We start from the raw sequence: 23,759 nt of genomic DNA, 5'->3' as shown, positions 1-23,759 counted from the left end.
GGCAGGAGCGAAGCGACTCGGACGGGCTAAGCGCTGAAGCTGGACCAGCTCCACTGACGCCCCGCGGAAAGCATGTCGCTGGAGTGGAAATCAACACCCAGGTTTAACAGATATAAACAAAAAATGGTATAATAAACTAAAGGGAACGGGGGCAATGAAGGATGGGAAATACTGTTCGATTAATCAAACCAACGCCAGAACTGGAAAAGGAATATAAGGATTTTTATCGGGAATGGAAGGGCAGTGGAGAGGCTATGATTCCCTGGGTAATCGAAAAGGATCCAACTGACTTTCTGGAAATGGTCAGGTTTTTGCAGAACAATGAGCAGGGAATCGGCATACCGGAGGGCTGGGTGTGCGATTCGACGTATTGGCTCGTAAATGAGGGAAATCGTATTCTAGGCGCCGTGAACATCAGGCATGGGCTGACAGAGCACTTATTCAATTGCGGCGGCCACATTGGTTATGGGATCCGTCCTTCTGAAAGAAGGAAAGGGTACGCTACAAAAATCCTTGCTGTATCCTTAAAAGTGTCCCGGGAACTTGGAATAGAAAAAGTGCTGGTTGTTTGCGATGAAAGCAATATCGCGTCAGCTCGGACAATCATGAAAAATGGCGGTGTTGAAGATAGAAGTTTTACCGAGGGAGATGGAAATGTAGTGAGAAGGTTTTGGATTGAAAGATAACCAAGGTATCGGCGGGGACGATAGCAGAAAATGAAAATCCTTGTTTTTATCGTAATTGCTTTAGCCATCGGAGTCACAGTCGAATATTTACTCATAAAGAAATGTGGAATCAGGAGAAGCAAGGGCCTGTTCTATGAGGGAGTAAATCGGAAGCACATATGGATAGAAAGGGCGATGCTGGCAGTTTTCCTCATCATGATGTGGTACATAGATGAATGGTCGAAGTTCCTGGTTGCATACTTTATCGTATTTTTTGGCTTCCGTGCGTTCATGGAATGGAAACATGAGCGTGAAAGAAAAGAATACATAGTGACAACAGCAGGACTTGGAATGTTTATAATCTTCATCGGTGTTGGATATTTGATGAAAATATTTTAAAAGGGTGGAGAGAGAATGGGTTCTTCCGCAATTTCATTTGAAATGGAGGTAAATGCGCCATATTCATTGAACTACCTGATTTTTATGCAGAATATATATCTGAATCAGTTTAGAGAAAGTGGTAACCGCCCATTGTTCCCATATATTGACCATTCAAAGTGGGGGATTATTGGACCGAGTCAATTCCGGGAGTCGTTCCGGAAAGTATGGTATGAAGAAGTTCGGAAAAGCACAGAGGATTGGCGTTTTGGCCATAAAAAGATTTTCTGTTCAGAAAAGGATTATTTCCCCACACTTTATGAAACCAATAAAAAGGGAGAAGATGGGTTTCAGGAGAGCATATTAGCTTTTTCAGCATGGTGGGATTCCATTGCTGGAAAAATCGCCATCGAAAAGGTCTTCGATGACGAGAATATGCAAAAATTATACCTGGAATTGTCTTCGGAAGCCCGGACAACAGAGACGCACAATAGATTGAAGATCGACTTGATTTTTGACAAAATCCGGCTGAGTGATTTTACATGTGCGCCATGGTACAGCGTAGTTTCCATCGAGGACATATTTTTAAAGGACCGCAGGACAGAGCTAATCAAAAATCTGGCTTTGCTTATTTCTTGAAAAAATCCTGATGGCCAAACTGGACAGCAATCCGGCCAAAGAGCTTCCCAAGATGTCTGAGGGATAATGGTGGCCAACCCAGATACGGGAAAAACCAGTCAAGGCCGAAAGGAACAGCATCCAGGCCCCAAGGATTCGATAATGAAAAAAGATCGAAACAGATGTGCTGAACGCAAGCAATGTGTGCTTGCTTGGGAATGTTGAATCAGTTTTTGATGGAATCAGGATGCCGACACGCCTTTTCACGAATGGCCTTGGCCGGAAGCTGAGGGCTTTTATAAGAATATGGAAGAACAAAGCCAAAGAAATGGATTTTCCTGCCTCAATAGCCGCCCTTTTGCTGGTCGGATTTTTGAAAAACAGGACTGCCAGGATGGCAAAGTAGATATACCGAGCTCGATTCGAAATGAGGATCATCGATTTATCAAGAGTGCGATTACGCCCAGACAGCTGGTTGATGAGCCAAAAAAACCTAAGATCCATGTTTACGATTCCCCCTTGTTTTATTACTGTTCCCGAGATTGTTTATAAAATACAAGGGGAGAAAAAAAGGGCTAGAACATCGAGCAGGAAGAAAGGAGGGGAATTTTGGGACAATCTGGCCAAGCTCTGGCCAAGGATTGATTCAGCATGTTCGGATAGACATTCCTGAAAGGAGCATTTCCTGGTACCCGTGGTTATATTTTTGCTGGGAGAACCCGTGAAACCTATTGGAATCAGTGCGATGGGATTTGAGATAAACGGTTCGCCCCGGGGGAGGATGACCTGGTGCAGCACCTTTGGGAAATCATGAGCCAAACGCAAATGTTCGTGAGCAGAGGGCCAAGATAGCGATGGCATGGATGAAAGTTCGAGAGGAATGAATGGGGAGGCAAATTAAATGGAGGACAAGCGGATCAAATTGTTACCCAAGTCCTTTCTCAAAAAAAAATCAAGCACTTGTGAAGCTGCTTGACCTACGGTGCCGCAAACTTCTTTCTCCTTACTGAAGGGTATTGGTCTTTTCATTGCCAATATCCTCCCTTTCCTGATTCAGCCTGTCTGAGCGGATGAATTCTAATCCTCGAAGGATGGCATCACCCCCAAAACCGGCCATGATTGAAATGAAGAGCACTCTGAGCAAAGAATCCGCCTCGGATGAGATGACCAGCAAAACTGCAGCTAAAGCCCCCATGATCACTTCCTCCAAGAACCCAAGGTAAATGAACTTCTTTGTCTTTCTAGGCTTGATGATTTTCCCCCTTTTTCTCACATGACCTGCCATTCCGACAAATCCACCAATCAACATTGCGAATAAAATGTTTTCTAACATTCCTCTTCACACTCCTAAAGTCTGGATTTTAGGTGGGGACCTTAGGTAATTCTTGGTGTAATATCATTATACAAGTTTGCAAAGGAATTTAGTATGTGTAAATTTATCGAATTTTCTGTCATTTAAAATTAGGAATAAGTAAGTGTAACTTTTTTGAAATAAGGATTTTAATTGGAAATTGGGCGTTTTCCAGAAATTTAACAGGCCTTTTGCCTTAAAAGAAGGATGAACAATATAAAAAGAGAATTAAAAATATAATTGTAATAAAGGAGAAGTAAATAATGTTCATAGTGAATGTGGAAGGGGCAATAACTCGAGGCGGAAAATGGCTGGTGATCGAAAGGAGCGTTAATGAAGAGCATGCCGGCGGTCTGCTATCATTGGTTGGCGGTACAGTTGATCATGAAGGAATCTCGGCTGGCATATTGGAGCGGACTTTGAAAAGGGAGTTTTTCGAAGAAGTCGGGATTGCGATCAAGGAAGAAATGATGTATGTCCTCAACACTTCTTTTATCCTTGAGGATGGAAGGGAAGTCATTGACATCGTCTTTTTATGTGAAATAGAAGCAGGCGAGCCTTTTGCAAAAAATCCTGAAGAAGTAACAAGGATTTTATGGATGACTGCAGAAGAAATAGATCAGCACCATGATGCACCATCCTGGCTCAAGGAAAGCATCGAGCAAGCAGAAATGCTGTTCCAGGAAAAAAGGATATCGAGTTAATGCTGATTGGAAACGGTGAGGATAATAGAATGGATGCCATAACAAGGTTAATAGCCAAAATCACTCCCGGAAGACGCTTCGTCTTGGGAATCGATGGCCTGAGCCGTTCCGGGAAAACAACCTTTGTCAGCGAATTAAGCCAGAAGATTCACGAAAAGGACCTTCCTTGTCATATATTCCACCTTGACGACCACATAGTTGAGAGGAACAGACGATATGAGACAGGGAATGAGGAATGGTATGAGTATTATCAACTGCAATGGAATGTTGACTGGCTAAGCGAAAATTTGTTTGATAAACTTCAAGGAGATGAAGGACTGAAGCTCCCATTCTATGATGAATATACAGACAAAGTGGCAATTGAAGAAGTGAACTTGCCAAAGGAAGGTCTAATCCTCATTGAAGGGGTTTTCCTGCAACGACAGGAATGGAGAAAGTTCTTCGACTATGTCATTTATTTGGATTGTCCCCGTGAAGTCCGCTTCAAAAGAGAGAGCTCTGGAACACAGATGAAAAAGGAGAAATTTAGAATCCGATACTGGCCAGCGAGGGATCATTACCTCGATCTGGTCAATCCGCAGAATATAGCTGATATAGTCATTGGACACAACATAAACTGTCGGTTTTGAATCAATAAAGCATTTGCCTTTTTCAATGCTTGCTGGTTTCCTTATCGTATAGATATCTCTGGTCTCCACGTCCATTTTCATATTTTCATTGCATAACTGTCCATTTTTAATAAAGCTATGTTAAATTTGATTGTTGATTTCCACTCCAGCCACTCTGGCGGACAGGAAGTCCTAGGGTTGACTTTGCCGCAGGACGCGGCGGTTTTAGTCGTCTGCTTTCTGCGGGCGTGCCTTCCGTTTCAACCAACAGGTATTCAAAACCCAACACTGCTTTTAACATATGAATAACGGTCCTGGGTTGGATCTTGAACGAATTCTGAGGAGGACTGCCGTTGAATACAATAAATCTCTCGGAAAGATTCAGAACATTCGCAACAAATGAGTGTGCCGGTACAAGCAATCTCTATGAATTTCTTTCCCTGATGATTGCCAAGGACGAAGAGATTCTTGAATTGGCAGTTGAAGCGCGAAAAGGGCAGCCAGTACCCAATTTGCTTTTTGGTGCAGTTCATTATTTGCTGTTGGCAGGAATGGCCCATCCACTGAGGAGATTTTATCCGAACATAAGCGTGGAGCCGGTTCGAGTTGAAGAAGTTTTTTCCTTATTTCAAGGATTTTTGCCGGAAATATAGGAACGAAGTAGATGACATACTGAAAACGAAAATAGTCCAGACGAATGAAGTGCGGCGCTGTGCCTACCTTTATCCTGTATTTGCTTATATTCATAAATTGACGAACAGCCCGCTCGCTTTAGTCGAAATCGGGACGAGCGCTGGACTCCAACTGTTATGGGATCAATACGGATATTCATACGGGAGTGGCAGTTTATATGGAAAAGAAGCGTCAACCGTGCAGATTGTTTCGGAAATAAGAGGTGAAGGAACACCTTTGCTGCCGTTAAATAGTCCTCCAGTGGGAACAAGGGTCGGAATTGATCTGAAGATTAACGACTTATCAGACGAGCAAGATTTTTTATGGTTAAATGCGCTTATTTGGCCAGAACATAAAAACCGGCGCAGATTATTTGAAAAAGCTGCCGCCTATGTTTTGGACCAGGATATCAAATTTATAGAGGGAGACGGCGTGGAATGGCTTTCAAGGATTTCAGGGCGAATCCCTCCAAATCAAACTCTTTGTATATTCCATACGCATGTAGCCAACCAAATGAGCCCTTTAACAAATAATAGACTTCTAGATACCATAAAGGAAATCGGCAAGAACAGGAATATTTTTCACATCTATAACAATATCCAGGATGGAAAACTCCATCTTGATTATTACCTTGATGAAGAGGAAAGCCTGAACACGATTGCAGAAACGGATGACCATGGAAGCTGGTTTAGCTGGCTGTATGATGGAGGCCCAGGAAACTTTGAAAAAATTTACAATGACGGAAAATCGAAAGCCGGGTCTGTGGAAGGGCAAGGGTGATCTTCGTAAATACTCTGTTGATTGGGGGTGATGACCTAAAAAAGGGATTCAAAAAGATGATGGTGAATGAGGAAGGGCTTAACGCAGGGTGCATGCATAAATAGAAGATAAAGGAGTGGGGGCTTTGCAGAAAACAGCTGTCTTGCTTTATCCGCAATTCAGTGAATATGAAGTGAGTGTGGCGCTGTCGATCCTTATGCAAGGAGAGAAGCCAGTCATGACGATAGGGATGGATAAATTGCCAATAAAAGGTGAGTCAGGGCTTTCCTGCGTGGCAGATACAACTTATGCGGAGGCAAATCTTGAAGAAATTGATAGTCTGCTATTGCCAGGCTGCATGGATATCATGGCGATTGGCAACCAAGATGGTTACATCGATTTTATAAAACAGGCTGCGGTGAAAGCGAAAGTGATTGCAGGTATATCCAGTTCGCCATTATTGCTTGCCAAAGCAGGAGTATTAACAGGCAAGAAGTATACTGCCGGGCTTACAAAACAGTTTATGGAGGCTTCGGGCGTGTTTGATTTGGACAATTATTCACAAGAGCTGGTCGTGCAGGACGGAAATTTGATAACCGCGCGTGGAAGAGGATTCATCAAATTCGCCAGCTTTTTAGGAAGAGGGCTGAATCTCGAATTCGATGAAAGATGGTATAGAGAATAAGAAATGTCCCCGGATATTCGGGGACATTTTCATTCTAGCAAATCGAATCTGTCGATTTGGGATTCTTCAATCCGAATAGCGGACGGATGAAGAGGGCAAGGAATGTTCCGAGCAATGCCATGACAGCCCAGATCCAGCCGTGGATACTGAAGGATGCAATTCCGCTGAAATAGGCGCCGATGTTGCAGCCAAAAGCAAGGCGTGCGCCGTATCCCATCAGCAATCCGCCGATGATGGCTGCTCCAGCGATGCCTGGCTTGATTTTCGTTGGTTTGAACGTTCCCTGCGCTGCAGCGGAAACGAAGGCTCCCAGGATGATCCCGAAGTTCATGACGCTTGTAGCATCAGCAAGGACAGTGTTCGCAAGCGCTTCTCCCTTGGATCCCGAAAAATAACCCCATGTTGAAACATCTATTCCAATGGCCATCAATGCTTTACCGCCCCATAAGGCAAAAGCGGATGTAATCCCCCATGGATTTCCTTTGACAGCAAGTGTTAAGGCATTCAATAGTGCAAGAACAATCGCAGCTCCAAAGAGCGGCCACGAGCCGCGGACAATTTTCTTGAAGCCTCCTATGGTCGGGAGCGGCTTCATCATTGGCGGCTTCTTCCTTTTGGCGATTTGAATGGTGACAAAGTAAATTACAGCAAAAGCCAGGAGCTGGACAATCCATGCTCCAAAATAACCAAGACCTGTTGATTCAGCGAGCGAAATCGCCGGAAGAGAAGGGGTGTCCTCCATCCAGAAGGTGAAATGGTAGGCCCCCAGGACAGAACCAGCTATAAACGAAATCAGTGTCAGCACCATGGAGGACGCTCCTCCTCCAACAGCATAAAGTGTACCGGAAGCACATCCGTTGCCAAGCTGCATCCCGATTCCAAACAGGAACGCACCAACAATCAAACTGATGCCTACCGGCGAGACGTTTCCTTCAGGAGCAACTCCAGTGAACGTGAATCCAGAGCTTAATATAATCGCAAAAAGGGTTGAAGCGATAGCCAGCATCAGCATATGTGCCTGCAATCCCTGGACATTGCCTACGGAAACCAATCTTCTGAAGGCGGAAGTGAAGCCGAAGCGGGCATGAAGCAGGGTCATTCCAAGGGCAAGCCCAATGATGAATAAAGTGCCTTGAGTCCAGTTCACAACAAATACAATACTGATATATATAATGAATGCTGCAATGGTACCGAGCAGAACGAGAGGCCTTTGCACTGGGCTGAGCGGAGCGATGAAAGTAGTTGACTTCTTATCCCAGTTCGAATTTACGGATGCGACAGTCGAACCGGAGGATAGACGGCTTTGTGCCAAATATATCTCCTCTTTTCCTATAAAAATAGTTGGAATTAAAGAATGTATTCATATTATCCTATTTTTTTCTTATTGTAAACCCCCTGCCTGGACAATTTTTGATTTGTAAAAAGTACACAAAATTCCCCTGATAAACTGGAAAGAAAAATCACGAGAAAAAGTTTATTGGACTTGCGATTTCCATACCGCTATACCAGGAGAATTACTATTAAATAAATATCAATAGAGAATGTAGGTTACAATCACCAATATAGAGAACTATAAGATGGAAAAAATATTCGGGTTGGTTGATGAAGTGAAGAAATTCGGTTTGTTTGGAAAGTTTACAGTGAAGGATGGCGAACGCGATAGTCTAGTTGAGATCTCGTAGGAAGCTGTTGATTCAATGAAGGATTTAGACGGATACGATGTATATTTAGTAAGTGTCTCTGTTGAAGATCCCCATGCTGTATTTGTGTATGAGGAATGGAGCAATGGACAAACGCATCAGGCATCCCTTCCCTTGGAGCTATGAAAAGATTGATAACTAAGGCAAGACCAATCATTTCAGGAATGGAGAGAATCAGTGTGTGGGAAGTACACGCTACTTCTTCAATGCCCAGAGACTGACTATGGGCATTCTTTCCGGAAAATTTTTTTGTCTTAAACGAAACAATCATCGATACTTTCCGTCATATTGTATATGTAACAAAAGGGGGAAGTGGATTGAGGAAGAAGATTGCAACTTTCATCCTGATCATCTGTTCTGCTATGTCCCTAATTGGATGTTCAGAAAAAACAACAGGCAGCGGGAAAGAATTTATTTTTGAAAAAGGGCAATTTCCTCCCAAAACGGCAGGATATGTAAAGACGGACAAACAAACATATGAAATGGAGAAGGGGAATTATAAATGGCGTAAAGGAAACTCTACACTGACGACCGATGCAGCCAGCCCCTTTCAAATAGCTGATAATTTTGCCCCAATTGAAGTGCAGCCTGATGAAAAGCTGGCAATCATGCTTGAGCAGGAGCCTGATATAACTGTACATAATTTAAGTGAAAAAACAAAGTTGGAAAATCCTCTAAACGATGAAATCCAGGTACCAGGTGAATCAGGGCATTACATTTATGAAGTCATCGCAAAGTGGGAAAATGGGGAAGTGTCCTATACCTTTGTCATTCATGTGGATGAGCGTCAAGACTAAAAAGGCATTTTACTTAAAATTGAATGAACCTACAACAATAATAAAAAGGATGAATAAAATCCTCAGCAAGCGGTCATTGGTAACTGTTTTTAAGAGGGCGAGCAAGGCAATTCCCATAACGGGATGATCTTCAACGTGTAGGACCACAATAATATCCAGCAACGCGATAACCAGGTCTGAAGCGAAGGTTCCATCAGTATGGTCCATGAGATACAGCACCATCCTTTTTAGACAACATATTGATTTTGCTCCATTAAGGTGCCTGTTTATCTATATTTATAGTAGGAGAATAATTGAAATGGAAACAATAACTTTTCATCTGGCAGGCATCTTTTGCCATTATCGGTTGTACTCCCGGTAATACATTAGTCAGAATCGATGTAAGGGATATCAGGGAAAATGGATCTGCCAGTGAGGAAGTGATCATAGTGGACCATGAATGCCTGGGTGTGATCTAATCATCACTGCGGAATGTAGAATGGGATGAAATTGCTAAGCCACAGATAGCAAGATATGAGGGCATTGGCGCGGAATTATATTTTGAAGAAGATTAAAACATGCCCGAACGATTATAAAAAAGACCTGATCGATGAACTGGCGTTGACGGAAAATAAGAATATAAGCAACGATAGTACCCTTTTAGAGTCGTTCATATGGGGCATCACGCAGCTATGAGTAAAGGAGCTATTCAAAGTGAATGGTTATCCAAGAGCTGATTTCTTGTCTAAGAGGCGGACGATCAGGTTTATGGCTACTCGGCAAATAGCTTACCAACCCCTTTTTTATTTTGTCCAAGGAAAGAAGGAAGTTTGATGCATACTAAACGTCGGATCAATATCGGATTGTTCATATTGTTCCTTTCAGGCCTGTTAACGACGACTTATATAATCTTAAAGGGTGTAGAACGTCCATGGACGGGTGAATTCATCATTGGGTTTGCGCTTTTTCTATTGATTTACGCATTCTATCAGATTGTGATAATCCTTAAAAGCACGAGAACGATGGCTAAGGAAGAACTTTGGAAACGGGTTTGGAAGTTCACATCCCTTTTTGCCATCTTATCTATTGTTTCATTGTTGGTGAAACCTTCATCGGGCCTGCTTGACTATGGATTATCATTTGGTTTCGCTCTTGCCTGGGCATTTTCAGACGTGATCTTCCGACATGAAGGGCATTGAGGAAATTGGGACGCAGAAGCAAATTGGATTTCTGTTCTTATATGAAGGGTTTCCCATTCTTTGCAAAGACAAATTCTGAATGCAAAACAAGCTTATGTTTGCTATGATAAAGGTCTGGCTTTTAATGAACTTTATTGAAGGAGTAACTGCATGACGAACAAACTTCCATTTGCTATCACGAAGGAAAATACATTCTTTGATTTATTGGGTGACTATATTGGGGATGTTTTTTATGACATTTTGCCCGAAAAAGGGTATGAGCTGCGGGATGAGCAAATTTATATGGCGTTCCAGCTCGAACAGGCGTTCAAGAACAAGGGCATCATTTTTGCCGAGGCAGGTGTTGGAACAGGCAAAACATTCGTTTACCTGCTCTATGCGATCTTTTATGCGCGTTATATGGGAAAACCTGCGATCATTTCCTGCTCGGATGAAACACTGATTGAGCAGCTCGTAAAAGAAGGCGGGGACATTGATAAACTTGAAGAGGCACTGGGTCTTAAAGTGGATGTCCGCTTGGCAAAAGCCCGTGACCAATATGTTTGCGTGAGAAAGCTGGATGATTTGTCGGCCAAAACAAAGGATGATGACATTCTCGATGTCCATGACCGGTTGCCTGACTTTGTTTTGGATGAAGGTATTTCAATGAACACCTTCAGCCGTTATGGCGACCGCAAGGAATATCCCTGGGTTTCAAATGACAAGTGGGCGAGTATTGCCTGGGACCCGCTGCAGCAATGCTCAACGTGCAATTGGCGGCACCGCTGCGGCCAGACGCTGAATCGGGGATATTATCATCGTTCTGCTGATCTTGTCATTTGCTCCCATGATTTTTATATGGAGCATATTTGGACAAAGGAATCACGCAGGCGTGAAGGGCAGATGCCACTGCTGCCCGATGCAAGCACAGTGATTTTCGATGAAGGGCATCTGTTGGAATTTGCTGCCCAAAAAGGATTGACCTATCGATTCAATTCGCAAACGCTGGATTCTGTTCTGACAGGCTACTTGAACCAGGATGTAAGGGAGGAGTCCCTTTACCTGATCGAGGAGATCCTTGCGTTGAACGATGACTGGTTCGACATGCTGTCAGCGCAAACTCCAGGTACTGAAGGATCGAACCGTAAGGTAGTGCCTCGAACAGATGGAATCATGAAGACAGCGGAGAAGCTGGAGGAAAAGGTGAGTGAGCTGCTGGACCAGCTTGTATTTGATGCCGAGTTGTTCATGATTGATGACTATCATTTGAAAATCATGGAGGAGTATCTTGAGTTTTTCGCTTACGGGCTCTCCATTTTTCTTAAGAATGATGAAGGTATTTACTGGCTGGAGGAAAATGGTGTCCAGACATCGTTCATCATAATGCCTAGGCTTGTGGAAGATATTTTGAAAAAGGAAGTATTTTCACAAACGATTCCGTTCGTTTTTTCTTCTGCAACTTTATCCCAAGCCGGTGATTTCAGCTACATTGCAAAGACCCTTGGAATCGACCAGTTTGATTCATTTACAGTTGACTCGCCTTTTGATTATGCAGAACGGATGGAACTATTCAGACATGTACAGAACGATGAACAGGCCAAATGGGAGCAGATAGGGGAGGACCTAAGAAGTAAAGGCGGGAAGGCGCTTGTGTTATTTTCTTCTTCCGGGGAAATGGACAGGTTCAGGAACTGGGCAGACCAGAATGATTGGCCATTTGCAATCGTATATGAAGGTGACCGGGAAATCAGTGAAACTGTAAAGCAATTCCAGGCAGAAAAGACGACAGTCTTCTGTTCATTCAGCTTATGGGAAGGCCTTGATGTACCCGGAGAGTCATTGACACAGGTGGTGATTGCCTCTTTGCCATTCCCTCCGCATGATCCAGTCTTTGAGGCGAAACGGAAGCATGCTCTTGATCCATGGCTCGAAATTGACCTTCCATACATGCTTTTGCGATTGAGGCAGGGAGTCGGAAGATTGATAAGGAGCAGCCAGGATCATGGAACAGTACACATCTGGATCAAACCGGATCAGGAAGCCCTTTTCAGTGGGAAAATACATCAGGTCCTTCCTGTAGAAGCAATACAATCGGTCTGATGGATCGATAGATATCAAAAAAAAGCAAGCGGTGTGGGCCGCTTGCTTTTTTAGTGCATATGGCGATAGACGCCGATTACTTTTCCAAGGATGGAAACATTCCGGAGGATAATTGGCTCCATTGCCGAGTTTTCCGGTTGCAGTCTGAAGTAATCCTTTTCCTTGAAGAAACGCTTGACAGTCGCTTCATCCTCTTCTGTCATCGCAACGACGATTTCGCCGTTATTTGCTGTTTTCTGCTGTTTAACAATGACATAGTCACCATCTAGGATTCCGGCTTCAATCATACTGTCCCCCATGATTTCCAGCATGAAAACCTGCTCATCGTGAGGTACGAGGCGGTCAGGCAGTGGGAAATACTCTTCGACGTTTTCAATTGCTGTAATTGGCATACCGGCTGTTACTTTACCTACTACAGGGACGTTGACAACGTTGTACTTAGGAATCCGTGCATCCTCTTCGATCTCCAGGATTTCGATCGCGCGCGGTTTGGTTGGATCACGGCGGATCAATCCCTTGCTTTCAAGTCTTGCCAAATGTCCGTGGACAGTGGAGCTGGAAGCAAGACTGACTGCTTCGCCGATTTCGCGGACTGATGGCGGATACCCCTTCTTCTTGACTTCTTGTTTGATGAACTCGAATATATCTTGTTGCCTTTTTGATAGCTTTGTCATGTTAAAGCACCTCGTATCGTTTCTTGTCATTATTATAGCATGTCTGTTCGGTGGATACAAACATAAGTTCGAATTTTTGGTTGACAGGAAACAAATGTTCGGTTTATAATAAATTCAAATAACCGAACGCATATTCGATAAAGGGGTTAGGGACATGAAAAAACTTTGGAATCATTACTCATATGCAATTGTGCTTATAGCTGTAAGTTTGATTTTTTCATTGGTTGCAAAAGTCCATTTGAATTCATCCGATGATTCATACATAACTGTTACAATAGAAGAAGGCCAGTCGCTTTGGGAGATCGCCGATATTTTTTCCGAAGAGCATAATCTTTCTGAAAGCGAATTTGTCAGATGGGTGCAAAAGGAAAATGGAATCATGGATGAAAAGATTTACCCTGGGGACGAATTGGTCATCCCAGTGAATGCGGAACGGGAAGAGATTTCCCAAATTGCAGACAGCGGAAGATAAGTTTACTTAAGGAGCTATCATGAAAGCAATCATATACTGCCGTGTAAGCACAACAAAGGAAACACAGGAAACTTCGCTCGCGAGGCAGGAGGAGGAGCTGATCCGCCTTTCGGCAAGCTATGGGTTCGATGTGGTATCCGTCATCAAGGAGCAGGCGAGCGGATACGATCTTGAAAGAGAAGGAATTCTCGAGCTGCTAGAGTTAATAAAGGATCGATCAATCGGTGCATTGCTCATTCAGGACGAGACGAGACTTGGAAGGGGGAACGCCAAGGTTGCGCTCCTCCATTGCATTTTAAAGGAAAATGTAAAGCTGTACAGCATTGCCCATAATGGGGAACTGCAGCTTTCCGAATCGGATTCTATGGTGCTGCAAATAGTCAGCATGGTCGAGGAATACCAAAGAAAAATCCATAATATCAAAATTAAACGAGGAATGCAGCGGGCAATCGAACGTGGGTATAAGCCGGAAAGGAACCTGAAAAATCACGGCAGCCAGTCAGGGCGGGACCGGAAGGAAATCCCGATTGAAGAGGTTGTGAAATTAAGGAGCAATGGATTGACCTTTTCTGAAATAGCTGCGACTCTAAGGGGATTTGGTTTCGATGTCTCAAAGGCAACCGTTAACAGGAGGTATCTGGAATACATTGAGTCAAGGGAAAGTTAGTCTCAAACTTGTAAAACATAAATGATTCTAGTAACATGTCTGGTGACGTAACTTTTTTACAAAGGAGCTTTACCATGCTATCAAGTGATAAAATCGCAAGAATCAACGAGCTGGCTAGAAAAGCAAAAGAGTCCATGCTGACTGACGAAGAGGCGAAGGAACAATCCAGGCTTCGTGCTGAGTATCTTCAGTCATTCCGGTCCTCGATGCTCAATACCCTCAAGGGTGTAACGATTGTCGATCCTGAGGGAAATGATGTTACGCCTGATAAATTGAAAGAATTGCAAAGCAAAAACAAACTTCATTAATAGGCGATATACGGGATACATAAATATGTATCCTGTTTTTGTTATTGAGGAAAGATAATAGGGAATAGGGAATGTGTCTAAAAAGGGAAGATTCGTTTATTTTCTGTCTCCCCTGGATGCAATTTGTTGTATAATGATTGTTCCCGCTATAATATAAATGATGTAGCAAGTATCTATATAGAAAGGATGTATTGAATGTTTAATAAAATTGATATGCTATCGATCGATTCCATTCGGACTTTGTCGATTGATGCAATTGAAAAAGCGAACTCTGGTCACCCGGGCATGCCGATGGGAGCAGCACCTATGGCTTATACCCTATGGACTCGTTACATGAATATCAATCCTAAAAACCCAGAATGGTTTAACCGTGATCGTTTTGTATTATCAGCCGGACACGGATCCATGCTTCTATACAGCTTACTGCACCTTGCAGGCTATGATGTCTCCATGGATGATATCAAACAATTCCGTCAATGGGGCAGCAAAACTCCAGGGCACCCTGAGTACGGCCATACAGCAGGTGTTGACGCGACAACCGGCCCACTAGGACAAGGAATTGCCATGGCTGTCGGGATGGCAATGGCAGAGCGTCACCTTGCAGCTGTTTACAACAAGGATAACTTCAATGTTGTTGACCATTATACATACGGCATATGCGGGGATGGCGACTTGATGGAAGGTGTATCAGCAGAGGCAGCCTCCCTTGCAGCCCACCTTAAGCTTGGTAGATTGGTCGTTTTATACGATTCAAATGATATCTCGCTTGACGGTGATCTCGACAAGTCATTCTCCGAAAGCGTTGCTGACCGATTCAAGGCATATGGATGGCAATATTTGCGCGTGGAAGATGGGAATGATCTTGATGCTATTGCGAAAGCAATCGAAGAAGCCAAGAAGGATGAAGACCGTCCGACATTGATTGAAGTGAAAACAGTCATCGGTTATGGTTCCCCTAATCTTTCCGGAAAATCGGATGTCCACGGTGCACCACTTGGAGCAGAAGAATTGAAGCTGACGAAAGAAGCATATAAGTGGACATTCGAAGAAGATTTCTATGTGCCGGATGAAGTATATGATCACTTCAAACAGCAAATCGCCGTCAAAGGTGAGAAAGCAGAACAACAATGGAATGAACTTTTTGACAGCTATAAGAGTGAATATCCGGAGCTCGGAGCCCAGCTTGAAAAAGCAATGAAGGGAGAGCTGCCCGAAGGATGGAATCAGGATCTCCCAGTTTATGAGGAAGGACAGAGCCTTGCAAGCCGCGCTTCTTCGGGTGAAGCATTGAATGGCATTGCTAAAAACCTTCCATACCTGATTGGCGGGTCTGCTGACCTTGCTGGATCAAACAAAACAATGATCAAAGGATCAAGCGACTTTTTCCCAGGTTCATTCGAAGGACGCAACATCTGGTTCGGTGTCCGTGAATTCGCAATGGGAGCCGCTCTCAACGGAATGGCGCTCCATGGTGGATTGAAAGTATTCGGGGGAACATTCTTCGTATTCTCTGACTACCTGAAGCCAGCCATCCGTCTTGCTGCCTTGATGGGGCTGCCTGTCACATATGTGTTCACACATGACAGCATCGCTGTTGGCGAGGATGGCCCTACCCACGAGCCGATTGAACAGCTTGCAGGCTTGCGCGCCATGCCAAACCTTTCTGTGATCCGTCCTGGGGATGGAAACGAAACGGCAGCAGCATGGAAACTGGCAGTTGAATCGACGAAGACACCTACCGCATTAGTGCTGACACGCCAGAACCTGCCAACAATCAAAGGCACAGACAAGAACGCATATGAAGGTGTATCTAAAGGCGCTTATGTCGTTTCCCCTGCAGGGAAAGAAACAGCAGATGCGTTATTGCTTGCGGCAGGTTCTGAGGTAGGACTTGCTGTCAAAGCACAGAGTGCACTTGCATCAGAAGGAATCAATGTTTCTGTTGTTAGCATGCCATCATGGGATCGATTCGAGCAGCAGTCCAAGGAATACAAAGAGAGCGTCATTCCTAAGTCTGTCAAGAAACGCCTTGGCATCGAGATGGGCTCTTCACTTGGCTGGCACCGTTATGTAGGCGATGAAGGCGAAGTCCTGTCCATCGATACATTCGGCGCTTCCGCACCAGGAGAGAGAATCATGGAGGAATATGGTTTCTCTGTAGACAATGTTGTCGCGCGTGTAAAAGCATTGCTTGAGCAAAACTAAAACTCTGAAATCGAAACGGACAGGGATTTCGAGAATTCCCGAACCCGGTTATGTTCCATTTGAAATCAGTGGCTACTTGAAAAAGCCGGATTTTATTCCAGATTCTTGGAATAAAATCCGGCTTTCCTTTATTGGATAGGAAATTTCCTGTGTCAAAAGAAAGTATGCTCTGTGAAGCGATTTAAAATTATAGAAGCGAAAAATATATTGAAAATTTTAAATTTTACTTGCAAATCGGAAGCGTCAATGTTATCTTAGAACCGAACATATATTCTTGTATAGGGGTGTTGCAATGATAGCGACAATCTATCCTTATTTAGTAACAAACGGAAATGGCCAGGAAGCAGTCAAGTTTTATGAGGACGCCCTGGGTGCTGAGGTTTTGAATGTCCAGACTTTCGGAGATTTGCCTGATAACCCTGAGCATCCTACGCCCCCGGAAGCAAAGGAACTGGTACTCAATGCCCATTTGAAAGTCGGCAATACAGATTTGATGTTATCCGATACGTACCCTGGAATGCCTTATCAACTTGGGGACCAGGTGAGTGTCGCGATCATTGTGGAAACCGTTGAGGATGCCAGGAAAGTATTTGGCAAGCTTGAAGCGGGCGGAAAAGTGGGAATGCCTCTTCAACAAACATTCTGGAGTCCTCTGTACGGACTAGTGACCGATCGATTTGGTGTAGCCTGGCATGTGTCTGCAAAATAGAACCAAAAAAGATGGCGAGGCTGCAGCCTCGCCATCTTTTTCTAGGATTTCACCTTTGGATGTTCTCCGGATAATAATTTCATAGCGTAACCTTTCAGCAAGTTTGATTTCCATTCATCGCTGACAGGATATTGCTTCCCTGATTAAAGGGCATTTTTTATGACCTGTTTCGCATACAGTACTGACAGGATTCCAAAGACGGAATAGAGGGCTGTATACAGGACCATTACCAGGAACATTGGCATCCAAAGCTCTGTCCCAAAAAAGAACCAGCCTGATTTTACAGCAAAATAGCTATGCAGCAACCCAATCAACAGTGGAATACCGAAGTTGAATCCTTGTTTTGCCTGGATGCCTCTTAATAAATCACCTTGGGTGAATCCCAGCTTCCGGAGAATCGTGTAATCTGGTTTCTCATCCTCACTTTGATCCATTTGCTTGAAGTATAGAATGCAGCCAGATGTGATAAGGAAGCTCAACCCCAGGAAACCGACCACGAACATGATTAATCCCATTTGCGCTTTTTGCTGCTGGACCAAATCGAACCTTGATTCACTTCCTTCGGTTTTTGCAAGCTGCAATGCATCAAAAGCTCTATCTGCTTTTACTACATGATCCTCATTCTTGATATCGATCCCAATATATAATGACGATGGCTTTTGCAGCTCGGGGTCCAGGTTTTCCTTCAGCCATTTGAATACTTTGTCATCGACAACGGCTACAGGAGATCCGCCAAAATAGCGCGATACGGGATATTCCCTCTCCATTCCCGTGTATCTCAGGGGAATGCTGTTATTTTTTCCGATTAGTTCAATATTTCCGGAATCTTTCATCGATAAAAAGTTTTGATTGATGTCACTCCATCCAGTGAAGAAGGTCTCATCCTTTTCTACTTTGGCATTGACAGCTCCTTCACCTATAACTGACAAGCTCATGGAGTGTGGATCCTGGGTAAAGTTCTCGATTTTAAGTCCAATGATTTCCTCAGCATTCACGATTACCTGGAGTACTTCAATTTTCGTTTCCCTAAATGGGATGTTCTCTTTCTTGAGCGACTCTTTGAAAGTATCAGCCGCTTCTGGATTGACGAAGGTGAAGTGGGCAGGAACATTGTTTATTGCCATTTTTTCCGCTGAATAATAGGAAATATACGTTAAAGATAATAAGCCGATCGCTAACGCAGAAACCGTTGTGATAATCGTCAGCAGCAAGGAATTCGATTTCATCTTGAACATAATCGAAGACAGTGACAAAACCTCATTGATATTTAAGTAGCCGTCTTTCTTTTTCCTTGCAATGTTAGCAAGAAAGCTAACGGATCCTTTGTAAAAAAAGTACGTACCAACAATAACGGATCCCAAAATGAAAACCATCGCCATGAATAGTTTATTGACAGTAGTGAAATCACCATCAAATAGCTTCGACGATACAAAATAGCCGGAAGCTATCAAAATGATTCCAATGGTTCCAATCAGCATCTCCCGATAGGAGACTTTTTTCACTTTAGCTTCTGCGACAGAAACAGCACGAAAAAGTGACAGAATGCTTTGCCTTTTGATGAAGATATAGTTCATCAGCATGATCAAAAAGTATATAGCTATAAAAACAGCGAGTGTCTGGATGGATGCTGCCACTGAAAAATGTAGGGAGGCGATTCCTTCTACACCAGTGATTTTAAAAAGAATCATGATGATCAATTTCGAAACGGAAAAACCGAGAAAAATGCCGATAAACATCGAGCTAAAATATAGCAGGGCGTTTTCGGCACTCAGAATCCCGAAAATCTTATTCTTTGTCATCCCTACGAGCTGGTACAAGCCGATTTCTTTGCTCCGCCTTTTAATGAAAATATTATTTGCGTATACCAGGAAAATCGAGATGATCGCGACCAGTAAGACGGATGCTGCTTTGATTGATGCTGCGCCTTTTATGGATCCTTTCGTTTCATCAAGCGCAGGGTCAAATTGCAGGGTAACGAAAGCAAAATAAAGTGCGACGCTGAAAATAAGGGCAAAAACGTATAAGTAATAGTTTTTCAGGTTTTTCTTCAGATTACGGATCATCAATCTATTAATGCTCATTCTGGACACCGCCTAGCAAAGCCTGGGTTTTCATGATGTCTTTGAAGAAAGCTTGTCGGCCTTGCCCCCCTTTGTTCAGCTCTGTATAAATCTGTCCGTCTTTTATGAAAATGACACGGCTGCAGTAACTGGCGGCCACTGGATCGTGGGTGACCATCACGATCGTTGCCGTTCTTCTCTGGTTCAGTTCGCTCAGTTTGTTCAGGAGATCCGAAGCAGACTTGGAATCAAGCGCACCGGTCGGTTCATCTGCAAAAATAATGCTTGGTTCATGGATGAAGGCTCTCGCTGCGGAGGTCCGCTGCTTTTGGCCGCCGGATATTTCATTTGGATATTTATCCTTGATGTCAAAAATCCCAAGTTCAGTTGCGACAGTCTCGAATTTCTGGTCTGCTTCCTTTTTTGGTGTTTTTGTGACTGACAGCGGCAATAGGATATTTTCTTTCACAGTCAAGGTATCAAGGAGGTTATATTCCTGGAAAATGAAACCTAGATGATGCTTCCTGAATTCAGCCAGTTTTTTCTCCTTTAACCTTGTAATTTCGTTGCCTTCAATCTTGATGATTCCGCTGCTGACGTGGTCAATAGAGGATAATACATTGAGGAGGGTAGTTTTGCCCGATCCGGAGGCTCCCATGATACTGACGAAATCACCTTTGCTGATCTTAAGGTCGATTCCTTTTAAAACCTCTTGCCTATTGAACTTATTTCCATACGATTTATGAAGTTTGTTAGCTTCCAAGATAACCATTCCGGCACTTCCTTTCTTTGATACCTCTATTATAAAATCAGGTTCCAGAACAATCCTTCGATTCAGCGAACAAATGACAGAGGCATGTGACATTATTGTCACATGCCCATGATCCTTGTGAATTCATTGCTGGCCGGGAAGGTAAGAGTGAAGGTTGTACCCGACCCAAGCCTGGATGATGCCTGTATATCTATTTTTAGCGTAGAGGCTGCTTTCTGTGCCAAAAACAATCCCATCCCAGTGGATGATTTATCCTGATGGTTGACTGTTGAGGTAAATCCCTTTTCAAATATCCGCGGCATATCCCTTGGGTCGATCCCTCTCCCGAAGTCTTCTATTTCCAGAATAAGGTGTCCATCCCTATTAAAACTCCTGATATAAATATCAGATGAATCGCTGTATTTTACGGCATTCGTCAGTAACTGCCTAAGGATAAATCCAAGCCACTTTGCATCTGTCATGACTTCGGATTCCCGGAGGTCGATTTCAAAGCCTATTCCTTTCTGGATGCACCACGACTGCAATGTCTTCAATTCACCGAAAATCAGAGCCTCTAAATCGGCCGTTTCAATATACAAGTCGTTTTCCATGAAAGGAATCCGTTTTTGATGGAGCTGCTGGTCGAGCAGGAGATGGATTCTAAGCCATTCGAAAGTCATGTTTTTCTTCAACGCTGGGTCTTCAATCCGGTCAATCATCAACCGAATGGCCGTCAAGGGTGTCTTTACCTCATGGATCCAGGATAAATGATCATCTTTTTCCTGCTCGAGCTCAAGTTGGTTGCGGGCTGCCTGTTGATTCAAGCTGTCCAGTTGGTGAATAAGCGTTTTTGCTGTTATTTTTTCAAGCGGACTCTCAAATGCCGGTATATTTGAATAGTTCATGATTTCGGCCTGTTCAATTAGCTGCTGGTAAAACCTTGTTTCTTTCCGGTATCGTACAAACAGGAAAATGACCGTGACGATTGTCGAAAGAAATACATAATAAAGAGTCGAAGCAATGGAAATCGCCGGGTCCAAGTAAGCGATGAGCACAAGCAGCATCTGCAGGCAGAAGGTCAGGAGAATCCAGCTTAATCTTTCCTTTAGATACAGTTTAAGCATATGGCCGATCCTCTTCGATCGCCTGATAGCCTTGCCCGACCTTCGTTTCGATCATGCTGCCAAGTCCAATTTCATCAAGCTTCTTCCGCAACCGGTTCACATTGACCGTCAGGGTGTTATCGCTGATGAAACGCTTATCATCCCATAAGCTTTCGATGATATCTTCACGGCTGACGATTTGATTTTTCCGCTCAATCAGGAGCTTAAGGATAAAGACTTCATTTTTGGTCAGCTCAATTGTCCCCAATTCATTGCTTACGGTATTTTTATCAAAATCGATAGTGGCACCACACCATGTTTTTAACTTACTGGCTGCAGCACTATAATTGTAGACCCTTCGAAGGATCGCTTGGATCTTCGCAATCAGTACTTCGAAATGGAACGGTTTTTGAATGAAATCATCCGCTCCCAGTTGCATCGCCATCACCATATCCATTGGGTGATCCCTTGATGAGAGGAAGACAATCGGGATATTAGAGTGACTGCGGATCATCCGGCACCAGTGGAAACCGTCAAACTTTGGAAGCTGGATATCAATGATGACAAGGTCTGGCTCGATCATCGAGAAATCCTCCATAACGCGATTGAAGTCCGCTATTCCATAGACAGAATACGACCATTGGGCCAACCGTTCCTTTATTTCATTGTACAAAGTAGCGTCATCCTCGATCAGCAGAATTTTGAACACATGCATCACCACTTATTTTCATTACTTGAATCAATTTTAAAGGAAAAATATACAATCCGCTACATGTGAGAATTTTAAGGGTATGAGCGAACCGCCTCCCCCATCTGGCTTTGTTATAAAGCAGCACAACATCGTGCTGCTTTCTTCACTTCGCCTGACAAAGGGGAAAGGAGTATTTAACCCTCTTTCTATTCAATAGTTTAAACTAAAAAGAGCTTGAAACAATTTTGTGGCTTATACAAAAGGGCAGAAATGAAAAGAATTTTAAAAGGGGAGATGTATAAGATGGAACAAAAATTCACAGGCAAAACAGTCATTGTCACAGGTGCGGCCAAAGGGATCGGAGCAGGGATCGCAATGGCTTTTGGCAGGGAAGGAGCGACTGTCTGCATCGCAGACCTGGATGGGGAAAAGGGAAAAAAACTAAAGGAATCGATAGAGGACGGAGGGGGAACAGCAGCTTTTTGGAAGATCGATGTCCGTAAGGAGGAGGACTTGTCCAGCCTGATCAGAAATGCGGTCGATCGGTTCGGAAAGATTGATGTTCTCGTCAATAATGCGGGTGTTTCCAGGTTTAAACCGTTATTCGAATTGACTACAGAAGAATGGGAGGATGTTATTTTCACGAATCTGCGGAGTGCTTTCATCGGATCCCGCGAAGCCGGGAAAATGATGGGAAAGGGAGGCCGGATCATCAATATTGCCTCGACCCGGGCGATCATGTCAGAGCCTGGCTCTGAGGCTTATGCTTCGTCCAAAGGAGGCATAGTCGCTCTTACCCATGCGTTGGCAGCGTCACTTCAATCGAAAGGAATTACCGTGAATTGCATCAGTCCCGGCTGGATCGAGAATGAGGACTATGGAAGTTTGAGGGAAAAGGATCATCTTCAGCACTGGTCGGGAAGAGTGGGGAAACCTGAGGATATTGCGAGTGCATGCCTTTATCTCGCGGAGCCTGGAAATGACTTCGTGAATGGGCAGAATCTGATCATTGATGGCGGCATGACACGGAAAATGATTTATGAGGAATAAAAACCAGTCTATAGGTGGTTTCCTTGATGTTTTTCCTGCCGCGATTATAATATAGACATAAAGACAATGCCAGGAGAGTCACGATGAAACGGAAGAAATCCAGTAAAAAACAGGTTCAGCGGAATTTCAATATTGTCATGCTCTTATTCATCCTATTTATGGGATTTTTTATGTTTGATAGGTTCTTAGGGATGTTTAATGAAAAATTCAACGAATTGAAGATTGTCGAGGACAATTCGATTGAAGAGGTCGCAAAATATGGTCCGGTGATCCATGAAGAATTGGAAAAGGTGAATTTGGAAGAACATACAGTCACAGTGGCAGCCTTGATGATGCAGGAAAGCAAAGGAATGGGCGGAGACCCGATGCAGGCGTCAGAATCTCTAGGCCTTCCGCCAAACACCATTACAGATCCGAGGCAAAGCATCAGTCAAGGAGTCAGTTATTTTTCAAAAGCTGCGGCATATGGTGAGCAAAAGCAGGTCGATTTTGCTGCCGTCATCCAAGCTTATAACATGGGGATCGGCTACATAGATTTTGTTGCGGAGAATGGCAAAAGGCACAGCGAGGAGCTGGCCAAGAAATATTCGATGATCCAGGTGGAGAAAAACCCACAAAAATACAATTGCGGCGGAGATAAAAACAATTTCCGCTATCCATACTGTTATGGGGATTTCAGCTACAGTACGAAAGTGGCAAAGCATATTGAGACCATCACCGTTGAAAAACCAGATGAATTGGCGGCGAAGGCAGCGTTTTAGGTCGGATGTACTTTACAGCGAGCAGTCAGTGCGGTGGGATTGCGGTTGGTTCGATGGAATGCAGACTGGATCTTCAGTTATGAAAGGGAAACACCTTTTAGTTTGGTGGTGAGC

The 23,759-nt window shown here is 43.7% G+C and carries 26 protein-coding genes and 1 pseudogene; 18 read left to right on the top strand and 9 right to left on the bottom strand.

The window, feature by feature from the left end; translation table 11 throughout:
- Positions 1-161 precede the first annotated feature (161 nt).
- From JJQ88_RS18210 to JJQ88_RS18200, 3 genes are read left to right on the top strand one after another with little or no spacing between them, the layout of a single operon-like run.
- Positions 162-686: a GNAT family N-acetyltransferase gene (locus JJQ88_RS18210; protein ID WP_210367467.1), complete on the top strand. Its 525-nt coding sequence runs from the start codon at positions 162-164 to the stop codon at positions 684-686.
- A 30-nt stretch (positions 687-716) separates the two neighbouring features.
- A complete protein-coding gene (locus tag JJQ88_RS18205) occupies positions 717-1,064 on the top strand; it encodes a DUF4181 domain-containing protein (protein WP_210367466.1) in 348 nt (115 codons plus the stop codon).
- Positions 1,065-1,079: 15 nt separating this feature from the next.
- Positions 1,080-1,682 (top strand): hypothetical protein, encoded by a 603-nt coding sequence (locus tag JJQ88_RS18200; RefSeq protein WP_210367465.1) that lies wholly within the window; start codon positions 1,080-1,082, stop codon positions 1,680-1,682.
- On the opposite strand, the gene JJQ88_RS18195 is transcribed toward JJQ88_RS18200, so the two are convergent.
- Both JJQ88_RS18195 and JJQ88_RS18190 read right to left on the bottom strand, forming a co-directional pair.
- Positions 1,650-2,165 (bottom strand): phosphatase PAP2 family protein, encoded by a 516-nt coding sequence (locus JJQ88_RS18195; protein WP_210367464.1) that lies wholly within the window; start codon positions 2,163-2,165, stop codon positions 1,650-1,652. The two genes, JJQ88_RS18200 and JJQ88_RS18195, sit on opposite strands and share 33 nt — an antisense overlap.
- Positions 2,166-2,664: 499 nt before the next feature.
- Positions 2,665-2,994 carry a DUF4257 domain-containing protein gene (locus JJQ88_RS18190; RefSeq protein ID WP_210367463.1) on the bottom strand — a complete coding sequence of 110 codons (330 nt, stop codon included), beginning with the start codon at positions 2,992-2,994 and terminating at the stop codon, positions 2,665-2,667.
- Positions 2,995-3,275: 281 nt separating this feature from the next.
- Between JJQ88_RS18190 and JJQ88_RS18185 the strand changes: the two genes are divergently transcribed.
- From JJQ88_RS18185 to JJQ88_RS18170, 4 genes and pseudogenes are all read left to right on the top strand, one after another.
- Complete coding sequence (locus JJQ88_RS18185) at positions 3,276-3,716, top strand: NUDIX hydrolase (RefSeq protein WP_210367462.1); 441 nt, start codon at positions 3,276-3,278, stop codon at positions 3,714-3,716.
- A 29-nt stretch (positions 3,717-3,745) separates the two neighbouring features.
- The gene (locus JJQ88_RS18180; protein ID WP_246861272.1) at positions 3,746-4,345 is read left to right on the top strand and encodes a kinase; all 600 of its coding nucleotides are present in this window, start codon (positions 3,746-3,748) and stop codon (positions 4,343-4,345) included.
- Between the two features lie 332 nt (positions 4,346-4,677).
- Positions 4,678-5,692, top strand: a pseudogene (locus tag JJQ88_RS18175) (DUF2332 domain-containing protein); the annotation flags it as partial.
- 208 nt (positions 5,693-5,900) lie between these two features.
- A complete protein-coding gene (locus JJQ88_RS18170; protein ID WP_210367460.1) occupies positions 5,901-6,440 on the top strand; it encodes a DJ-1/PfpI family protein in 540 nt (179 codons plus the stop codon).
- A 34-nt stretch (positions 6,441-6,474) separates the two neighbouring features.
- Here JJQ88_RS18170 and JJQ88_RS18165 read toward each other — a convergent pair whose 3' ends face one another.
- Complete coding sequence (locus JJQ88_RS18165) at positions 6,475-7,674, bottom strand: YeeE/YedE family protein (protein ID WP_481748316.1); 1,200 nt, start codon at positions 7,672-7,674, stop codon at positions 6,475-6,477.
- 783 nt (positions 7,675-8,457) lie between these two features.
- On the opposite strand from JJQ88_RS18165, the gene JJQ88_RS18160 reads away from it, so the two are divergent.
- Positions 8,458-8,937 carry a hypothetical protein gene (locus tag JJQ88_RS18160; RefSeq protein WP_210367459.1) on the top strand — a complete coding sequence of 160 codons (480 nt, stop codon included), beginning with the start codon at positions 8,458-8,460 and terminating at the stop codon, positions 8,935-8,937.
- Between the two features lie 9 nt (positions 8,938-8,946).
- Here JJQ88_RS18160 and JJQ88_RS18155 read toward each other — a convergent pair whose 3' ends face one another.
- Positions 8,947-9,144 (bottom strand): hypothetical protein, encoded by a 198-nt coding sequence (locus JJQ88_RS18155; protein ID WP_210367458.1) that lies wholly within the window; start codon positions 9,142-9,144, stop codon positions 8,947-8,949.
- 333 nt (positions 9,145-9,477) lie between these two features.
- On the opposite strand from JJQ88_RS18155, the gene JJQ88_RS21600 reads away from it, so the two are divergent.
- From JJQ88_RS21600 to JJQ88_RS18145, 3 genes are all read left to right on the top strand, one after another.
- Positions 9,478-9,612 carry a hypothetical protein gene (locus tag JJQ88_RS21600; RefSeq protein ID WP_282597721.1) on the top strand — a complete coding sequence of 45 codons (135 nt, stop codon included), beginning with the start codon at positions 9,478-9,480 and terminating at the stop codon, positions 9,610-9,612.
- Between the two features lie 137 nt (positions 9,613-9,749).
- Positions 9,750-10,115: a hypothetical protein gene (locus tag JJQ88_RS18150; protein WP_210367457.1), complete on the top strand. Its 366-nt coding sequence runs from the start codon at positions 9,750-9,752 to the stop codon at positions 10,113-10,115.
- A 150-nt stretch (positions 10,116-10,265) separates the two neighbouring features.
- Complete coding sequence (locus tag JJQ88_RS18145) at positions 10,266-12,194, top strand: ATP-dependent DNA helicase (protein ID WP_210367456.1); 1,929 nt, start codon at positions 10,266-10,268, stop codon at positions 12,192-12,194.
- Between the two features lie 50 nt (positions 12,195-12,244).
- On the opposite strand, the gene lexA is transcribed toward JJQ88_RS18145, so the two are convergent.
- Positions 12,245-12,868: a transcriptional repressor LexA gene (lexA, locus tag JJQ88_RS18140; protein WP_210367455.1), complete on the bottom strand. Its 624-nt coding sequence runs from the start codon at positions 12,866-12,868 to the stop codon at positions 12,245-12,247.
- A gap of 154 nt (positions 12,869-13,022) precedes the next feature.
- Here lexA and yneA point away from each other — a divergent pair, with 154 nt between their 5' ends.
- The 5 genes from yneA to JJQ88_RS18115 all read left to right on the top strand — a co-directional run bounded on the left by yneA (position 13,023) and on the right by JJQ88_RS18115 (position 17,229).
- The gene (gene yneA, locus JJQ88_RS18135; RefSeq protein ID WP_210367454.1) at positions 13,023-13,340 is read left to right on the top strand and encodes a cell division suppressor protein YneA; all 318 of its coding nucleotides are present in this window, start codon (positions 13,023-13,025) and stop codon (positions 13,338-13,340) included.
- Between the two features lie 19 nt (positions 13,341-13,359).
- Positions 13,360-14,007, top strand: a complete 648-nt coding sequence (locus JJQ88_RS18130; RefSeq protein ID WP_210367453.1) for a YneB family resolvase-like protein — start codon at positions 13,360-13,362, stop codon at positions 14,005-14,007.
- Between the two features lie 74 nt (positions 14,008-14,081).
- Positions 14,082-14,315, top strand: coding sequence for a DUF896 domain-containing protein (locus JJQ88_RS18125; RefSeq protein ID WP_210367452.1), 234 nt, complete (start codon positions 14,082-14,084; stop codon positions 14,313-14,315).
- Positions 14,316-14,510: 195 nt separating this feature from the next.
- Positions 14,511-16,520, top strand: a complete 2,010-nt coding sequence (gene tkt, locus JJQ88_RS18120; protein WP_210367451.1) for a transketolase — start codon at positions 14,511-14,513, stop codon at positions 16,518-16,520.
- Positions 16,521-16,812: 292 nt separating this feature from the next.
- Positions 16,813-17,229, top strand: a complete 417-nt coding sequence (locus tag JJQ88_RS18115; protein WP_210367450.1) for a VOC family protein — start codon at positions 16,813-16,815, stop codon at positions 17,227-17,229.
- Positions 17,230-17,372: 143 nt separating this feature from the next.
- Here the strand turns inward: JJQ88_RS18115 and JJQ88_RS18110 are convergent, their stop codons facing one another.
- The 4 genes from JJQ88_RS18110 to JJQ88_RS18095 form a co-directional block, all read right to left on the bottom strand.
- Positions 17,373-19,310, bottom strand: a complete 1,938-nt coding sequence (locus JJQ88_RS18110; protein ID WP_210367449.1) for an ABC transporter permease — start codon at positions 19,308-19,310, stop codon at positions 17,373-17,375.
- Positions 19,300-20,061, bottom strand: a complete 762-nt coding sequence (locus JJQ88_RS18105; protein WP_210367448.1) for an ABC transporter ATP-binding protein — start codon at positions 20,059-20,061, stop codon at positions 19,300-19,302. Before JJQ88_RS18105 ends, JJQ88_RS18110 begins: the two co-directional genes overlap by 11 nt.
- Positions 20,062-20,159: 98 nt before the next feature.
- Positions 20,160-21,164: a sensor histidine kinase gene (locus tag JJQ88_RS18100; protein WP_210367447.1), complete on the bottom strand. Its 1,005-nt coding sequence runs from the start codon at positions 21,162-21,164 to the stop codon at positions 20,160-20,162.
- Positions 21,157-21,852 (bottom strand): response regulator transcription factor, encoded by a 696-nt coding sequence (locus JJQ88_RS18095; protein WP_210367446.1) that lies wholly within the window; start codon positions 21,850-21,852, stop codon positions 21,157-21,159. The genes JJQ88_RS18100 and JJQ88_RS18095 overlap by 8 nt, the downstream gene beginning before the upstream one ends.
- Before the next feature lie 285 nt (positions 21,853-22,137).
- Here JJQ88_RS18095 and JJQ88_RS18090 point away from each other — a divergent pair, with 285 nt between their 5' ends.
- Both JJQ88_RS18090 and JJQ88_RS18085 read left to right on the top strand, forming a co-directional pair.
- Positions 22,138-22,884: an SDR family NAD(P)-dependent oxidoreductase gene (locus JJQ88_RS18090; protein ID WP_210367445.1), complete on the top strand. Its 747-nt coding sequence runs from the start codon at positions 22,138-22,140 to the stop codon at positions 22,882-22,884.
- Positions 22,885-22,967: 83 nt separating this feature from the next.
- Positions 22,968-23,645 carry a lysozyme family protein gene (locus JJQ88_RS18085; RefSeq protein ID WP_210367444.1) on the top strand — a complete coding sequence of 226 codons (678 nt, stop codon included), beginning with the start codon at positions 22,968-22,970 and terminating at the stop codon, positions 23,643-23,645.
- Positions 23,646-23,759 lie beyond the last annotated feature (114 nt).

Source organism: Bacillus sp. REN3 (assembly GCF_017912555.1).
GTDB lineage: Bacteria > Bacillota > Bacilli > Bacillales > Cytobacillaceae > Mesobacillus.
The sequence above is the reverse complement of the archived record's forward strand: the minus strand, read 5'-3'. Positions and strand labels throughout refer to the sequence as shown.

Excerpts from the sequence above, each read along its gene's own strand:
- JJQ88_RS18210 (WP_210367467.1), top strand. The coding sequence starts at position 162 with ATGGGAAATACTGTTCGATTAATCAAACCAACGCCAGAACTGGAAAAG.
- JJQ88_RS18205 (WP_210367466.1), top strand. The coding sequence starts at position 717 with ATGAAAATCCTTGTTTTTATCGTAATTGCTTTAGCCATCGGAGTCACA.
- JJQ88_RS18200 (WP_210367465.1), top strand. The coding sequence starts at position 1,080 with ATGGGTTCTTCCGCAATTTCATTTGAAATGGAGGTAAATGCGCCATAT.
- JJQ88_RS18195 (WP_210367464.1), bottom strand. The coding sequence starts at position 2,165 with ATGGATCTTAGGTTTTTTTGGCTCATCAACCAGCTGTCTGGGCGTAAT.
- JJQ88_RS18190 (WP_210367463.1), bottom strand. The coding sequence starts at position 2,994 with ATGTTAGAAAACATTTTATTCGCAATGTTGATTGGTGGATTTGTCGGA.
- JJQ88_RS18185 (WP_210367462.1), top strand. The coding sequence starts at position 3,276 with ATGTTCATAGTGAATGTGGAAGGGGCAATAACTCGAGGCGGAAAATGG.
- JJQ88_RS18180 (WP_246861272.1), top strand. The coding sequence starts at position 3,746 with ATGGATGCCATAACAAGGTTAATAGCCAAAATCACTCCCGGAAGACGC.
- JJQ88_RS18155 (WP_210367458.1), bottom strand. The coding sequence starts at position 9,144 with ATGGACCATACTGATGGAACCTTCGCTTCAGACCTGGTTATCGCGTTG.
- JJQ88_RS18150 (WP_210367457.1), top strand. The coding sequence starts at position 9,750 with ATGCATACTAAACGTCGGATCAATATCGGATTGTTCATATTGTTCCTT.
- JJQ88_RS18145 (WP_210367456.1), top strand. The coding sequence starts at position 10,266 with ATGACGAACAAACTTCCATTTGCTATCACGAAGGAAAATACATTCTTT.
- lexA (WP_210367455.1), bottom strand. The coding sequence starts at position 12,868 with ATGACAAAGCTATCAAAAAGGCAACAAGATATATTCGAGTTCATCAAA.
- yneA (WP_210367454.1), top strand. The coding sequence starts at position 13,023 with ATGAAAAAACTTTGGAATCATTACTCATATGCAATTGTGCTTATAGCT.
- JJQ88_RS18130 (WP_210367453.1), top strand. The coding sequence starts at position 13,360 with ATGAAAGCAATCATATACTGCCGTGTAAGCACAACAAAGGAAACACAG.
- JJQ88_RS18125 (WP_210367452.1), top strand. The coding sequence starts at position 14,082 with ATGCTATCAAGTGATAAAATCGCAAGAATCAACGAGCTGGCTAGAAAA.
- tkt (WP_210367451.1), top strand. The coding sequence starts at position 14,511 with ATGTTTAATAAAATTGATATGCTATCGATCGATTCCATTCGGACTTTG.
- JJQ88_RS18115 (WP_210367450.1), top strand. The coding sequence starts at position 16,813 with ATGATAGCGACAATCTATCCTTATTTAGTAACAAACGGAAATGGCCAG.
- JJQ88_RS18110 (WP_210367449.1), bottom strand. The coding sequence starts at position 19,310 with ATGAGCATTAATAGATTGATGATCCGTAATCTGAAGAAAAACCTGAAA.
- JJQ88_RS18105 (WP_210367448.1), bottom strand. The coding sequence starts at position 20,061 with ATGGTTATCTTGGAAGCTAACAAACTTCATAAATCGTATGGAAATAAG.
- JJQ88_RS18100 (WP_210367447.1), bottom strand. The coding sequence starts at position 21,164 with ATGCTTAAACTGTATCTAAAGGAAAGATTAAGCTGGATTCTCCTGACC.
- JJQ88_RS18090 (WP_210367445.1), top strand. The coding sequence starts at position 22,138 with ATGGAACAAAAATTCACAGGCAAAACAGTCATTGTCACAGGTGCGGCC.
- JJQ88_RS18085 (WP_210367444.1), top strand. The coding sequence starts at position 22,968 with ATGAAACGGAAGAAATCCAGTAAAAAACAGGTTCAGCGGAATTTCAAT.